Origin of the sequence: Shewanella sairae (assembly GCF_023283535.1) — a bacterium.
In the GTDB taxonomy this organism is placed as follows: domain Bacteria; phylum Pseudomonadota; class Gammaproteobacteria; order Enterobacterales; family Shewanellaceae; genus Shewanella; species Shewanella sairae.
Genome location: NZ_JAKILT010000009.1, coordinates 39874 through 55261 on the forward strand (window position 1 = coordinate 39874; position 15388 = coordinate 55261).

Below are 15388 nucleotides of genomic sequence, written 5' to 3' on the forward strand. Positions count from 1 at the left end.
GACGGTTTTGTCGGAGTAAATATACATTTTCCATAACCCAACCTTAAAAGCGTACCGCTAGGCCTAATTTATAACGCGCTTCACCTTCAGCACTAAATACCGGGTAGTTATTTTTAAATTCTGGCTTCACATCAGCAGACTCCGGCGCTACACCTAATTGAACACTGTCTGCAGCCAATAAGTTAACCACTTCAAACGTCAAGGCGAGATAGTCGGTAACATGGTAAGCACTACTAAAATCCACCGTCCCGTATGCCTGATGCTCTCGATTGCCGTAGTAACCAGGAAGCTCACGGATCATATATTCACTGCGCCAGTTGTAAGCCAGACGAGTAGAAAAATCATCAGTCTCATAGTAAGTCACCAAATTAACAGTATGCTTAGACGAATCAGAAAACACACCAAGCTGATCGGGATAATAACTCGCTGGAGCATCTGAATCGGCAAAAGTATAATTCACCGCATAGCCAAGACCATTGTCAAAACTACTCTGTAACTGCAGTTCAATACCTTGTATATGCCCCCCGGAGCCATTCTTTTTGGTCGACACAGTCCAGTTGTCGTCACCGGTATCAGGATCAACAATACCAATGCTTTGATCTAGCAGTTGCTCAGATGTCACGAAAGAATCGATACGCTTAATAAAATAGGTCGCAGCTAGCAAACTTTGGGAGTTAAAGTACCATTCTGCGCCCAATTCAGCCTGTGTCGCTTGAAAAGGATCAAGTGCGACATTACCTTTATCAACGACTTCATTATTTGGAATTCCATCAGCAAAGCCCGCAAGCGCCGAGGAAGCAAACATATCGTCATAATTAGGGCGAGAAATCACTTTAGCCGCTGCAGCACGAATAATCACACTATCACTTATGTGATAAGCAAGATTAATGCTCGGCAGTATGTCACGATAATGCCCCTGCAAAGTACTGAGCTCATCCGCATATTGCCCATCAGCGTTAAGCTGGTAAAAGTCAGACGCGACATGTGTTTCAACATAGCGTAACCCCATGTTTCCTCGCCAACGCTCAGACTCAAAGTTCGCCATAACATACACAGCTAAGTTCTCTTCCTTAATGGTGCCATAACCCGATTTATAAACCTGACCTTCACTATCGAAGTGACTGATTGCCGCTTTAGCATCATTGAGCATTGCATCGAAAATGGGCTTTGGCAGCACAAACCCACCACCGGATGACACAGTGCCAGAGTAATAGGCGGATGCATGCTTTGCCATCACATTAGGGTTAACTATCCCTTCAAAAGACTCTTGCTTCACATCGTGGTCAGCCCAGCTTACTCCCATTTTAAATGCACTGATTAACCCCAATTCGACTGGCAGCGTAAAGTCCAACTTAGCATAGGTCTCTTGATCCGAGTTGGGCTGCTTGCGCAGCGACCAGCTTTCAGGGGCTAACGGGCCATTAAAGTCATCCGCATCAAATGTTTTGTCTGCGATATCAATATTGATCACATCCCCGGTAGCATCATAAGTACCGGCAAAATCACTGGCTTGACCTAACCAAAAGCCATAGTTTGCAGTGGTATTGGTGCCACCTTCAGATTGCGTGTTACCCAGCAGGCCTTCCAAGGTAAAATGATCATTTTCATAGGTAAAGTCTAAATCGTAAGTGTTTGAATCCATGCTGGCTTCTCGCACCCAAGTTTGTGCCCAGCCGGGATTAACATCATCAGCATCGCGACGATAGAAAATACAAGTTCCCGCTTCATTTCGTTGCTCACAAGCGGCATCTTTATCATCGGGAAACATCAGAAAAAGCGAGGTATTAGCGTTGTTTGCCTGCATATCAAGCCGCATCACATCTAAACCAAACAACAGGTTATCGCTTGCCTGATATTGTATTGCGGCATTGAATGCTGTGCGCTCACGCTGCTGCTCAAATGTGGTTGGCACAATATCACCCCAACCTATTTGCGACTCGATACCATTACGTTGATAACGTGTCTGTGCATCTGCGACAGCCAACAATACCCCAAAACTTTCATCCCTGCTCTTCCAGCTGTATAAGCCTGAGAACTCCGGATCGACTTGCTCCGACACGCTGCCATAATCTTGATGGGTGCTAAAGAAAATAGAGTTGGCTTCTAAGTCCAGTGGTTTGCGGCTATTAATGATGACCGTACCACCAACCCCACCTTCGGCAATATCAGCCTGTGATGACTTATATACCTCAATCTCGCCGACCATTTCGGGCGGTAAAAGTGAGTAATTAAAACTACGATCGGTTGCCTGTTGATCAAACCAACCCGTTGAAGCAATAGTGTGCCCGTTTAACAAAGTGCTGGTTAGCTGATTCGACGCGCCACGAATTGATACCTGCTGCCCTTGACCAAATTGACGGTTAACCGCAACACCGGGCACTCTAGCTAACGCCTCAGCCACATCACTATCAGGAAATTTACCGATATCTTCGGCCTTCACCGTATCAATGACGGCGTCAGCAAATCTTTTGCTATTAATTGATGCTTTCATCGAAGCCAGGATCCCACGCACCTCAATGATTTCAATTGAATCTTCTGCAGTAGGATGATGAAGTTGAGCTTGCACCCAAAAAGTCGGTAATAGGCTACTTAAAAGGGCTATAGCCAGTCGTTTATAACCTTTGGCGATCAATGGAGCTATCCCCCAAAGCTGTAATGCGGGATGTTTATGAGTATTAATTATCATTTTTAAGGTGGTGTCACATGTATTAACTACGGCGCTTTATCTAGCACAACGCAAACATCAGAAGTCACCAAGATAACTTCTGCGTATAAAACGAATTATTTTGATGCCTGTAGACTTACAAGCGACTTAAGGAAGGTGCATTGGAAGTTAACTATCATCTTTGCTAGCCATCAGCCTTATGTTTAGCCCTACTATAAAAGGCAATAGCTCAAAATATGTCTTACTAAAGTAAGCTCCAGTTTCTAGTTTTTTATGCAGCAAGAATATCCAAGCAGTCACCGGTAACTGCTTGCTTATATTACTTAATGATTTATCCAGAAACGTTACAGCATAGAAATGCCGCGGCGGATTTTAAGCCAGCCTGAATCACTCTGACAAGCGTAATTTATCCTTCTGCAGCATAATCTCGATTTAAAGCAACGACAGGCTATCAATTGCCGTTAATCGCGCGAGCTAAAACCACTATTTTGTGCACATCTTCAAAGTTTCACGCTTATATTTTGTCAGTCCATACTAAGCCTCTTATTATACTAATAACCCAGTAACCTAGTAAGGTATCTCATGGCTTTTGAACAACTTCTCAGTGGCAAACTTCTCCGTGAATTTGAAACTATTTCGGCTATGGTGAAAATCTACTGTAAAGCACATCATAAAGATGCTGCTTGTCACCCTTGCTCTGCATGCCATGAATTTATTGAATACGCTCATATTCGTTTAGATCGTTGCCCTTACGGCCAAGAAAAACCAACTTGTAATAAGTGCCCTGTTCATTGCTATAAACCTCATATGAAAGAAAAAGCCCGTGAAATTATGATTTTTGCAGGCCCTAGAATGCTAATCCCTCATCCTATTATGGCGATTAAACACTTAATGTCTGAGCGTAAAGATGCACCGGGTAAACCACCAAAATCCCATTCAAACCGCCACCAGCGCCTTAATTTAAACGATAAAGAATAATCTTTAACGTCTCCCTATAAGTTACTCAATAACTAAATCTTATTGGCATTTACCTCTGTATTTGCCATCGGCTTGCTGTATCGAAAATTCACTACTAGACTTTTGAAAAGTAAAAGGACTTATTTGGACCTGAGGCTAATTTAGCTTAGCAAAACGATGCAGCACGGAGGCTGAAAGTTTGAGCAAAGAAATACTACTCGTTGAAGATAACAAGGTCATGCAATTGCTGATGACTAATAAGCTGTCTTCGAGAGGCTATCAGGTCGTCACAGCCATCAATGGCATTGATGCACTTAACCAGCTTAAACAACACCCCTCTATTCAGCTGGTATTAAGTGATTGGATGATGCCCGAGCTCAACGGCATCGAATTATGCTTTCACGTAAAATCTCCCGATTACGATCGTTATATTTTCTTCGTCCTCCTCTCTGGCCGCGATGATGAGTCCATTGTTGAGGGCATCAATGCCGGTGCTGATGATTTTGTTGCCAAAGAAACCAACATTAACGAACTCGATGCGCGACTCAAAGCCGGTTTTAGGACCTTAGAACTTCACAATCAATTAGTGGCTAAAAACATCGAACTCGATCGTGCCTATGCCACGATTCACCAAGATCTAGATTCAGCCAATACGCTTATTCAACGCATGCTACCTCGACAAACGACTTTTCCTGGCATGGAGCTGTATTACACCCACGTTCCGAGTGCCCAAATTGGTGGTGATATGCTCGGGTGTATGCAACTAGACGAAGAACATGTCGCCATTTATCTGTTTGATGTAGCAGGGCACGGGGTTGCCTCAGCGCTGATGTCTTTTGCTATTCAACAAAGTATCAGCGCCAATACCGGCACCCATTCAAATGTAAAAAGTAAAAAAGATACCGATCCATTTTATATGCTAAGGGATCCGAGTGAAGTCCTATCAAGGCTTAATCAAAGCTATCTCAGCCAAGATAATAACAACCTCTACTTCACTATGGTTTATGCCGTACTCAATATCCGCAATGGCACACTCAGCTATGCTAGCGCAGGTCATCCCCCGATGATCTGGCTGCAAACCGAGCGACAATCTTCCAGCTTTATTGAGCAAGACAGTTTTGTCGCCGGCATGTTTGATTTTGCCTCCTATAAAACAGAACAAGTACAACTAAGCCCAGGTGACCGTATCTTTTTATACTCAGACGGCATCACTGAAGCAGAGTCCGCAGATAACCAACAATACTCTGAGGCTGGGCTAAAAAACTTAGTAGAGCAACTCGCCCCAATACCTGCGAAAGAACAAACCGAATCCATAGCCAATATCGTTAAAAACTGGTGTGACATTGAACAGTTTGATGACGACATCAGCCTATTAGCCTTTGAGTGGAAAGGGAATTAAAGAGGAAATACCATGCAATTTGAAATTATAGAAAAAGGTCAATATACGGTTATTCAAGTTAATTAAGCGAGATTCGACGCTAAACTTGCTCCCTCTTTTCGTGAACAACTTGAGTCAAACAAAGTCAGTATTCGCGAACACTTGGTTTTAGATCTAGGCAATGTTCGCTTTATGGATAGCAGTGGACTCGGCGCAGTAATGGGGGCATACAAGATGCTTCGAAATACCAAAATAAGCATCGTAAACCCACAAAAACCCATATTAGATCTGTTAAAGCTCACTCGTATGGACAAGCTTATTTTAAGTCATCCAACTATCGAAGCCGCCGTAGCAGCAACAGCATAAAAGAGGGACGCGTAATGAAAGGAATGATACTCGCCGCAGGGAAAGGCACTCGCATAAAACCTATCTCTTCCGCTATTCCTAAGCCAATGGTGCCAATCTTAGGCAAACCTGTAATGGAGTCTATGATTCAACTCTTTGCTAAACATGGCATCGATAAAATTGTGGTCAATACTAGCCATTTAGCAGAAATCATCGAAAACTACTTTGGCGACGGTCACCACTTCAATGTGCAACTTTCATACTCCTATGAAGCCAAAGAAGTTGAAGGTGAGTTTATTACGCAAGCGCTAGGCAGCGCTGGCGGGATGCGCAAGATCCAAGACTTCTCTGGCTTTTTTGATGAAACTTTTGTGGTGGTTTGTGGCGATGCCTGGATCGATCTCGACCTAAAAGAAGCCATAGAACATCATAAAAAACATGGTGGGCTCGCCACCATTATTACTCGCGAAGTTGAAAGCTCTGAAGTGAGTAAGTACGGCGTTGTCGTTACCGACAAGTATAATCAGGTCACCAGCTTTCAAGAAAAACCCGCCGAAGAAGAAGCGCTCTCAAATAAGATTAATACTGGTATTTATATCTTTGAACCCGCCATCTTTGACTTCATCCCTAAAGATATCGAATTTGATATCGGTAGTGATTTATTTCCTCTTCTGGTGGAAAGGCAAGCTAATTTCTATGCCGTCAACATGGACTTTCAATGGCTTGATGTCGGTAAGGTCAAAGATGTTTGGGAAGTCACCAGCGACATACTTAATGGCAAGGTAAAGGGATACCCGATCCCCGGCACTCAGGTTACTCCTGGCGTTTGGGTCGGTATCAATACTCGAGTCGATATCAGTCAATGCAAAATCACTCCACCAGTCATTATTAGCAGTGGTTGTGAAATTCAAGATGGTGCCACCATCATAGGGCCTGCCGTGATTGGCGCTAACTGTAAAGTTGAAAGTAAGAGCTTGGTGAGTAACACCCTCATTTGTGATTATATTCACTTAGCTGACGACGCCTATATTGTGAATAAAACCATGTTTGGTGATTACTTGCTAGGCCATGATGGTTACACCCAAGTGCTAGAAGATTGCCAATATGTGCACATCCTAAAAAATCGCAATGTGTCTCGACCTTTACTCGGCAGAACCGGATTAGGTTCAATATACAAAGAAGAGCCTCTGCGACTTACACCAAGCACCACTCCGCTACAACAAGTTAAATAGGGAGCCTCAAGTGCAGACAAGGACGTTTCACAAGCAGTATTCATGTAGCTTAGATGCTTCACGTATGGTCGCTGCTGATATTGTGCCTTTTTGGCAACAGCTCAACATTGACGTATGCATTGCAGGCCAAATGGAGCTGTGCTTAGTCGAGTTAGTGAATAATGTATTTGAACATGCCTACGGCAATACTGAAGGTGCGGCGTTCGATATTACTTCCCAGCTCAGCATTGAAGTATCGGATTATGGCAGCCCAATGCCACCTGACATTCTAAAAAACCTTCCAACGGCAGATTTTATTGAACCCCTAACAGATGACCCATCAACGTGGTTGCAAAGCAAAAGAGGACTCAAAATCATCCTGCAACTGACAGATTCAATGGAATACATATCAGATAAAAGCAAAAACACATTCAAACTCTTGAAGAAAACCAGCTAAACCTACAGTGAGTTATAGAGCTATCAGTATCAATATGGAGAGCAGCTAGATGGATTTTTACTTCAGCGAGTTTGAAAAGCGTAAACCGCCACAAGCGACGCCTTATAGTCTGCCAAGAGAGCTGCTCTATCAATACCTAGCAACCTGCAATATTTGCCTCGGTTTATGGTACTTAATTTGGCGCTGGGGCTTTGCTTTAAACTATGACGCCATGTGGTTTTCGCTACCATTGGCTTTTGCCGAGTCATGCGCATTTATCGGCACAATTTTATTTACTTTTAATCTTTGGAAAACCAAAGACGAACCGCAAAAAAGCCCACCTAGCTCTATCAATCAATGTATCAAAGAGCCAATGGATGACAGGCCTATAAGTGTCGATATTCTATTTCCCACTTATGATGAAGAGCCAGAGCTAGTCGCTTTGAGCATTAAAGATGCGCTCAAAGTAGCCTACCCACACAACATTGAAATGCGGATCTTCATTCTCGATGACGGAAAAAGACCCGAAATGGCGCAACTAGCTGCAGCTCTCAACGTTGAATAAATTACTCGAGACAACAATATTGGCTACAAAGCGGGTAACTTAAGGAATGCCTTAGAGCAAACCTACGGCGATTTTATTGTTATCTGCGATGCTGATACTCGCCCCTTCCCGACCATGCTAGCTAACACCTTAGGTTATTTTAGAGATCCCGATGTTGCATGGGTGCAAACTCCACAATGGTTCTTTGATCTCCCCGCTGGTGAGCGTTTACCTTTGTGGCTAAAGCGTCGCTTAGGCACGCCATTTGGCTGGCTCGGCAGTGCTTTCGAAAAACTATACGGCCCTGTCACGTTAGGTAAAGACCCATTCGCCAATGACCCACAAATGTTTTACGACGTCATTCAGCGTCGACGTAATTGGGCTAACGCTTCATTTTGCTGTGGCGCAGGCTCAATTCACCGCCGAGAAGCTGTTATGGAAGCGGCTCTACGTAGCTATAGCCAGCAAATTAGCCAAGAACATGACGCGGTAGAAAAACAAATCCGTAAGCTGACTAAAGAGAAACAAATCGATAGCAGTATCTCCAGTAACCTGCGGCAAGAGATCATCTTCGATACTGAATTTACTCCCTATAAGTTCCATGTGTCAGAAGATATCTATACCTCACTCATTCTGCATAGTGATACTGAACGTCAATGGCGCTCTATTCAGCACCCGCAGATAGAAAGTAAAATGCTCTCTCCACAAGATTTACAAAGCTGGACCGTTCAGCGTTTTAAATACTCCGGCGGCTCGATTGATATCTTTATGAACGATAACCCTTTGTTTAAAAAAGGCATGAGTCTCAAACAGAAGTTTATGTATGGAGCGAGCTTCTGGTCCAATTTATCGGCCATCTGGAATATCATTTTCCTCGCCTGCCCCATTGTTTACTTTCTCACTAGCATCGCGCCGGTGAGTGCCTACGACACCACTTTTTATATGCACTTTCTCCCCTTTGTGATCACAGCTGAACTGGCCATGATGGTTGGGACTTGGGGTATTGCTGGGTATCAGGGAAAAACCAATTTCTTATCGTTTTTCCCTGTCAATTTAAAGGCTTTGTGGACGGTATTAAGGGGCAAAAAAATCAGCTTCCCCACCACGCCGAAAAGCCGACAGCAAGGACGATTTTTACACTTAGTGCTCCCACAAATTGCAGTTCTAGCATTAAGTGCTGGCAGCATGGGGTTTGCGTGGTACGCCTATAGCGCACAGCTATTTGGCGACTATTCACTCGGCGGCTTAATTCTAAATAGTTTTTGGGCCTTAAATAACATGATGGCGATGTGGGGGATGATTGCCGCAGCTTGCTGGTCACCACCAGCATCTAATGAACCCAGCCAAGTAAACGTAGAGGAGTTAAATTATGGAATCGACTAGCTCATGGGTTAAAGCGCGCCACCACATTGTATTTTTAGCCGGTCTTTTTACCGCTTTAGTCATTGCCTTTAGCATTGAAACTCGTGAATACAATCAAGTATTAGGTAATCTGTCGTTTACCCCTAGCGAGCCAATTCCTTTCCGAGAAAGTCGGGTATTAACCGACGAGGAATATCAATGGGCCAATATTGCATGGCAGTACTTTGAAAATAACTATCAAGACAACACCGGCTTAGTCAATTCTGTAGACGGTTACCCATCTACAACCATGTGGGATACGGCTTCATATTTAATGGCCTTGATTTCAGCCCATAGGCTCAATGTTATAGGCTTTGAAGAATTTAGCCTTAAAACCGAAAAAGCCCTTAATTCACTAGCACGCCTGCCACTAGTAAGAGACGAACTCCCCAACAAAGCCTACAACACTCAAACCTTAGATATGGTTGATTACGACAATACCCCTGTAGAAGGCGGCATCGGCTGGTCGGCTATTGATATTGGCCGAATATTGGTACCGATGAATATCTTGATCTGGCAATACCCGCAATTTAACCGTCAAGTGAATGCAGTATTAGAACATTGGCAAATTACCGCGATGACCATAGATGGATACATGTATGGCTCGAGGCTCTCAGCCAGCAATACAATAGAGCTAGTACAAGAGGGGCGAATTGGCTATGAAGAATATGCTTCTAAAGCACTAAGCTTAATGGGACGCGATGTATTTAATGCCCTTAAATATGCTGACTACTTAAAGCTTATCAACATTAACGGCGTAGATATTCCTACTGATAGTCGTGATCCTGCCAAATATCATGCGCATAACTATGTTGTGAGTGAATCTTATATTCTCGACAGTATAGAATTCGGCGGCGACAGTATCTCTAAGGTATTTGCGTATCGCGTTTATAAAGCACAAGAAGCACGCTTTCAGCAAAAAGGCATTCTCACAGCCGTAAGCGAAGACCACATAGACCAAGCCCCATACTTTGTTTACAACACAGTGTTTTCAGATGGCAAAAAGTGGAATTCAATTACAGATACCGGTGCCGATGCTTCTGCTTATAAAACCCTTTCAACCAAAGCCGCCTTTGGTTGGTACTCGCTATATGACACCCCTTATGCCACCAAGTTAATCAACGGCGTCAATCAACTTAATTCAGACTCTGAAGGCTGGTATTCAGGCCTATATGAAAGCAATGGTGAAATTAATAAAACACTTACCGCAAACACCAATGGCATCGTTCTAGAATCGCTTGCTTATATACAGAGCGGTTCTTTACTCAATATTGGTGTTGATGCTCAACAATAAAGGGGACTATATGCGCTTAGTACCACTATTATGCTTAACATGTGTCCTGACGGCGTGCGGCAATAGCTATCAAGGTTTTTCAAATGACATAGTCAAACGACACAACCACTGGGATACACCCGAACCACGCTCTGGTGATCTCACCGAAAAAGAACTAGAAATGGCAACCATTGCTTGGAAGTACTTTGAAAATAACTATCAAGAGTCCACAGGGCTAGTCAATGCAGTAAACAATTACCCCTCAGTCACCTGGTGGGATGCATCATCTTACTTAGCGGGTATGGTTAGCGCACTAGAGTTCGGTATCGTTAAGCGCGAAGAGTTTGATCGTCGCTTTACTAAATTTATCACCACCCTCAACACCATAGACCTGTTTATGGGCGAGCTACCTAATAAAGCCTACAACACGCAAAATGCTGCGAAAGTAGATTATGCCAATCAGCCTGGTGAAATTGGTTATTCAGCTTTAGATCTTGGTCGACTGCTTATTTGGCTACACATCATTAAACATCGTTTTCCCCAATATGCCAGTGCTATCGACTCAGCAGTTTTGCGCTGGAACTTTTGCAATGTTGTTGATGAAAACGGCACCATGTTTGGCGCACTTCTAGAACCAGGTAAACCAGTTCAGTACTTACAAGAAGGCCGCTTAGGCTATGAAGAATATGCAGCCAAAGGATTTGAGCTGTGGGGTTTTAATGCTGAACAAGCATTGATGCCTGAGCCTTACGCAACAATCAACATGTACGGCTATGATATCCCTTACGACACACGAGACCCTCGTAAACTCAAAGCTCATAGTTATGTGGTAACAGAGAGTTATGTTTTAGATGGTATTGAACTTGGCTGGGACGTCACCAGTGATAGTTCTCCCCACGACGATGATTACAGTCACGATTGGGTTGCTGACTTTGCGCTGCAAATCTATCGAGTACAAGAGAAGCGTTATCACGAGACAGGTATTATCACCGCACGAACTGAACATCAATTAGCGGGCGCGCCCTACTTCGTTTACGACACGATCTACACCGATGGCTTTGCTTGGAATACCATTTCAGAAGCTGGAGAGTTCTTACCTCAATATGCTGCGGTAGCGATTAAAGGCGCCATGGGTATGTGGGTATTATGGGACACTGAGTATACCGATTTGCTGTTTGAGCATGTGAGTAATGTTTACGACCGAGAGAAAGGCTTTTACGAAGGTATTTACGAAAATGGCACAGGCTTAATCAATACCTTCACTTCAAACAACAACGGCATTCTATTAGAGATCTTGCTATACAAAAAACAAGGCAAACTACTGCAATATCAAGATAAAACTGCGCCAAGCCTTTGGAACAAAGCGCTCAATAATCCTTTTGAATATCAAAGCCAATGCTTACCTAAACAGTTAGCATCGCAATAAGGCCTTTTATGCAGAGATATGGTGCGCTAGCGCTAATCGTTGTTTGCCTACAAGGCTGTGGTCTTATCTATCAAGGAGTACAGTCTGGCGTTTCTGGGGTGAATCAGTCACAACTGCTTCGCCAAGGCCGCCATGGCGAGCTCAACGAGCAAGAGCTTGTGTGGGCCAATACTGCATGGCGTTATTTCAGTAATAACACCCAACTCGCCACCGGACTCGTTAATTCTATTGATAATTATCCCACTATGGATATGACCTCACTTGCTGACTATTTGATTGCATTACAAGCCGCTAAACAGTTCGAGCTGATTTCATCACGAGAGCACGATGAGCGGCTCACAATGGTGATCGATTTTTTGGCAGACATGCCGCTCACTCGCCAAGGAGTCCCCAATAAAGTTTATTCCACCAGCAATAGAGGCATGGTCGATTATGCCAATCAAAGTGCAGAACTTGGCTGGTCAGCGATAGATATTGGCCGCTTACTTATTTCACTGGCGATAACCAAACAAAACAACCCACAATTTGCTGAATATATAGATAAAGGCGTACTGAGGTGGAATTTTTGTAGTCTTGTTTCTGAACAAGGTGAGCTATACGGCGGTAATATTTCCCAAGGCCAAGTTCACCCATACAAAGAGGGACGACTGGGTATAGAAGAGTATGCATCTTATGGCTACTTAGATTGGGGGATTATTCCCCATAGAAATATAAGCCTCGAACCCTATGAAGTAATTACTATCAATGGCATCGATTTATTATTCGATGGCAGAGATCCACGCTTTACCGATGTGCTGAGACCTGTTTTTAGTACCCCCTATCTGTGGCTAGGATTGGAGTTTAATTGGGACGATATTGACGATCTAAGTTCATCCGATGCTTCCCATAGCAATGATGACTTAGCCGCAATGGCCGACTCTATTTATTTAGTGCAGCAAAGCCGCTGGCAACAAGAACGTATTTATACCGCCAGAGGTGAGCACGTTGTCTCCGGTGAGCCTTACTTTGTTTACGATGCCATTTACGCACTTGGCACTCCTTGGATAACGGTAGCTGAAGATGGCAGTAGCCATGATCAGTTGGCATTAGTTTCAACCCGAGTCGCGTTTCAAATGTGGGCACTTTGGAAAACCGACTATACCGAAAAGCTACTTACCTTAGTGCAAGAGACGTATCACCCTCAACGCGGCTGGTATGAGGGGCGTTATGAACGCTCAAGCGCCTATGAGAAAAGCATTACCTTAAAGACTAATGCTGGGGTATTGGAAGCCTTGCTCTATAAAAAAGTCGGTAAGTTGTAACAGCCAAATAGCGACAAACAATATCGTGACGTTCGCTTTAATTCCCGTTTTGACCATCCAGGAAAATGCTTAATGGAGACTTTCAGATGAGTAAACGCTATCGCTGGATAATCACTTTTGCCAGCCTAAGCTTGCTGTTCAGCCTAGTGGTATATGCTGTACCGCAACACCTATCTTTAAAGCCATTCAGTAAAGGCAATTACCTATTAAAAAAAGGCGCTTATGATCAAGCTGCAGCGCATTGGCATCAACTCAGTATTCTGTTTATGAGTAATTCACAACAGCTATCGCCGCAACAAATGTGGCAATCAGCAGGCTTAGCGGCTTCATTAGCCGCTATTGCCGCTGATAAAGCTCAAGACCCTATTGCTTACCAATATTGGGCTGACAGTACTCGATACCTACTCACAGGCGGCACTAACTGGTCTGAGTTAAAACAGCAATTACATCAGCGTTTTGAAACCGCAAACACGCAACTTTCCGTCGCCATGCAAGTTAACGATATTAACGCAGGCATCGATGCTTCTCTTGATCTTGAGCTGAACGTATTACAAGAGTGGGACGATAAGTTGCAACTCTTTGCATTTAGCTCACCGCGCATTGGGCTGAATCGACTTGAACAAAGTCATCCTGTTATGCCAGTGAATAACCCCTACTCGGCAGAGCAAGCCGAAAAAGGCGCGGGATCTGGCAATCGAAAACTATCTGGCATGCAAACTACTGTATCGCAGCAGCCGTCGTTTACACTAGCCCCAAAAGCAATAGAGCAACCTGATGATAGCCAACCTGCCACAACGATAGAGCCCCCCTCTGAACAAGTAGCGACTAAAGTTGATGCCTCTGCAGCAGGCATATCAGCAGCTTCGCAGCAAAGCCCAATGGCGAAAGGTAATTTATCACCAAGCCAAAATCCGACTGTTAGCACTATTCAAAAACGCCAAATTGAACCGATTGTAAATACCCCGCCGCCCTCGCCTGTTGAGCAAGAGTTACAACTCAAGGAACAATGAATCAACCACTAGCTATTGTTGAAAATATCTATTGAAATCAACTGCAAACTTGCTGTTTTTCACATTTATTACTAGCCTTAAAGTATCGGTTTTAGCAGTCAACCTATAGCTAGCACACCGTAGCTCAGGAAGAGAAACAGTTATGAAAGGATGCCCCATAATGACTCCTAGAGAAGATCTTGAACAACTATACCGCGCAGCCAGTAATCAATTCGACTTAACTGAGGCCTCTCATCAAGATGCGCTACTGGAGTTAGCAGAGTCACTACTTGCTCTTCAACGTACCTCACCTGAGCAACTCATTTTATTATCACAAAAAGAAGACTGCCCGCTGCTGTTCAAGCTTGCGGTTAAATTAGTGCTATCACGACAAGCGATTAATCAAATCAAACAACCTATTACCGTTGGCGTCGTATTTGCCATGTGGGGAGAGCATCACCGTTTACTCAACAAATCAACGACCAACCCTAATGGAGAGAACTCTCTACTCAATAAAGTGCAACAATTACAATGGATTTGCCAGCAAAGCCAAGTCGATTGGCGGCTATATCCAGTTGATGACGGTTGCCCTCATGCCAGCTATGTCATTGCTAAACGTATTGCTGAACAATCAGAGCACAGTGCCAAAATACAGGTATTAAAACTCAGTGACGGAATTACTTACGACTCAGGACCGCTGGCAAAACTACAACATGTAGATGACTCTAAAAAAGGTGGCGCCATTATTTATGGTTGCATGCAAGCTCTAGAAGATAATGTCGATGCAGTATTATATACAGACGCTGACAATTCAGTGCATATGGGGCAGCTCGGGCTCATCTTACAGCCCTTTACTGAACAATACGTGCAAGTGGTACTCGGCAATCGCAAACACCCTATGTCTGTATTGGTCAAACAAGAGCAACGCTGGGGGGTGGGTATTAAAACCCTGCGTCATATGCAGAGAATGGTAGGTTCCAGCATTTTTTCAAAAGGCATTCATGACACTCAAGCTGCCTATAAGCTCTTTAGCCGAGAAGCACTATTTTGCATTTTAGCTAATCCAAGCGTATTTGATTTTTCATTCGATACCGATTGGATCTTAGCGGCGATGCAGCATAATCTTAAAATTGCCACCATACCATTTGCCTTTATCGATTCTGCTGCCGAGTCTGCATCTATCACCCAAGGCCCTATGAGCACTTGGTTAACCTTACTTCAGGGTCTAGTCACAGCACTAAGAGCGAGAAATATCCATTACAGCAAAGAAATGGCGCACCTGATTGATGAACACGTGCGTAGCGCTGCCGATCTGGAACTCATTATTGATAAACTCCCTGATGAACTGATTCACGCTAAAGATTGTGAGTTGGGTAGCGAAGCATTAATGACACCTAAAGCATTATCTGCTTGGTTAACCAGTGTAAAACTAGCTCCTATTGAATCGAGCCTATAGCCCCGT

12 protein-coding genes and 1 pseudogene are annotated in these 15388 nt (G+C 43.8%); 12 read left to right on the plus strand and 1 reads right to left on the minus strand.

Going from position 1 to position 15388, the window contains the following annotated elements:
• Positions 1–43: 43 nt before the first annotated feature.
• Positions 44–2632 (minus strand): TonB-dependent receptor, encoded by a 2589-nt coding sequence (locus L2748_RS05405; protein ID WP_246616047.1) that lies wholly within the window; start codon positions 2630–2632, stop codon positions 44–46.
• 615 nt (positions 2633–3247) lie between these two features.
• Between L2748_RS05405 and L2748_RS05410 the strand changes: the two genes are divergently transcribed.
• The 12 genes and pseudogenes from L2748_RS05410 to L2748_RS05465 all read left to right on the plus strand — a co-directional run bounded on the left by L2748_RS05410 (position 3248) and on the right by L2748_RS05465 (position 15382).
• Entirely contained in the window at positions 3248–3643 is a 396-nt protein-coding gene (locus L2748_RS05410) for a nitrous oxide-stimulated promoter family protein (RefSeq protein ID WP_220778399.1), read from the plus strand.
• A gap of 178 nt (positions 3644–3821) precedes the next feature.
• Positions 3822–5021: a SpoIIE family protein phosphatase gene (locus tag L2748_RS05415; protein ID WP_220778401.1), complete on the plus strand. Its 1200-nt coding sequence runs from the start codon at positions 3822–3824 to the stop codon at positions 5019–5021.
• 81 nt (positions 5022–5102) lie between these two features.
• Positions 5103–5366, plus strand: a pseudogene (locus L2748_RS05420) (STAS domain-containing protein); the annotation flags it as partial.
• Between the two features lie 14 nt (positions 5367–5380).
• Positions 5381–6577 (plus strand): nucleotidyltransferase family protein, encoded by a 1197-nt coding sequence (locus L2748_RS05425; RefSeq protein WP_220778403.1) that lies wholly within the window; start codon positions 5381–5383, stop codon positions 6575–6577.
• Between the two features lie 10 nt (positions 6578–6587).
• Entirely contained in the window at positions 6588–7013 is a 426-nt protein-coding gene (locus tag L2748_RS05430) for an ATP-binding protein (protein WP_220778405.1), read from the plus strand.
• Positions 7014–7062: 49 nt separating this feature from the next.
• Complete coding sequence (locus L2748_RS05435; protein ID WP_246616048.1) at positions 7063–7557, plus strand: glycosyltransferase family protein; 495 nt, start codon at positions 7063–7065, stop codon at positions 7555–7557.
• Between the two features lie 18 nt (positions 7558–7575).
• Positions 7576–8919 (plus strand): glycosyltransferase, encoded by a 1344-nt coding sequence (locus L2748_RS05440; protein ID WP_246616055.1) that lies wholly within the window; start codon positions 7576–7578, stop codon positions 8917–8919.
• Positions 8906–10231 carry a DUF3131 domain-containing protein gene (locus L2748_RS05445; protein WP_220778409.1) on the plus strand — a complete coding sequence of 442 codons (1326 nt, stop codon included), beginning with the start codon at positions 8906–8908 and terminating at the stop codon, positions 10229–10231. Before L2748_RS05440 ends, L2748_RS05445 begins: the two co-directional genes overlap by 14 nt.
• A gap of 10 nt (positions 10232–10241) precedes the next feature.
• Positions 10242–11636: a DUF3131 domain-containing protein gene (locus L2748_RS05450; RefSeq protein WP_220778410.1), complete on the plus strand. Its 1395-nt coding sequence runs from the start codon at positions 10242–10244 to the stop codon at positions 11634–11636.
• 8 nt (positions 11637–11644) lie between these two features.
• On the plus strand, positions 11645–12937 hold the full coding sequence (locus L2748_RS05455; RefSeq protein WP_246616049.1) for a DUF3131 domain-containing protein: 1293 nt from the start codon (positions 11645–11647) through the stop codon (positions 12935–12937).
• Positions 12938–13023: 86 nt separating this feature from the next.
• Positions 13024–13947 carry a hypothetical protein gene (locus L2748_RS05460; protein ID WP_220778411.1) on the plus strand — a complete coding sequence of 308 codons (924 nt, stop codon included), beginning with the start codon at positions 13024–13026 and terminating at the stop codon, positions 13945–13947.
• A gap of 160 nt (positions 13948–14107) precedes the next feature.
• The gene (locus tag L2748_RS05465; protein WP_246616050.1) at positions 14108–15382 is read left to right on the plus strand and encodes a glycosyltransferase family protein; all 1275 of its coding nucleotides are present in this window, start codon (positions 14108–14110) and stop codon (positions 15380–15382) included.
• Positions 15383–15388: the final 6 nt, after the last annotated feature.

Coding starts and splice junctions, on each gene's coding strand:
- L2748_RS05425 (WP_220778403.1), top strand. CDS start 5,381: ATGAAAGGAATGATACTCGCCGCAGGGAAAGGCACTCGCATAAAACCT.
- L2748_RS05455 (WP_246616049.1), top strand. CDS start 11,645: ATGCAGAGATATGGTGCGCTAGCGCTAATCGTTGTTTGCCTACAAGGC.
- L2748_RS05435 (WP_246616048.1), top strand. CDS start 7,063: ATGGATTTTTACTTCAGCGAGTTTGAAAAGCGTAAACCGCCACAAGCG.
- L2748_RS05445 (WP_220778409.1), top strand. CDS start 8,906: ATGGAATCGACTAGCTCATGGGTTAAAGCGCGCCACCACATTGTATTT.
- L2748_RS05450 (WP_220778410.1), top strand. CDS start 10,242: ATGCGCTTAGTACCACTATTATGCTTAACATGTGTCCTGACGGCGTGC.
- L2748_RS05460 (WP_220778411.1), top strand. CDS start 13,024: ATGAGTAAACGCTATCGCTGGATAATCACTTTTGCCAGCCTAAGCTTG.
- L2748_RS05465 (WP_246616050.1), top strand. CDS start 14,108: ATGACTCCTAGAGAAGATCTTGAACAACTATACCGCGCAGCCAGTAAT.
- L2748_RS05410 (WP_220778399.1), top strand. CDS start 3,248: ATGGCTTTTGAACAACTTCTCAGTGGCAAACTTCTCCGTGAATTTGAA.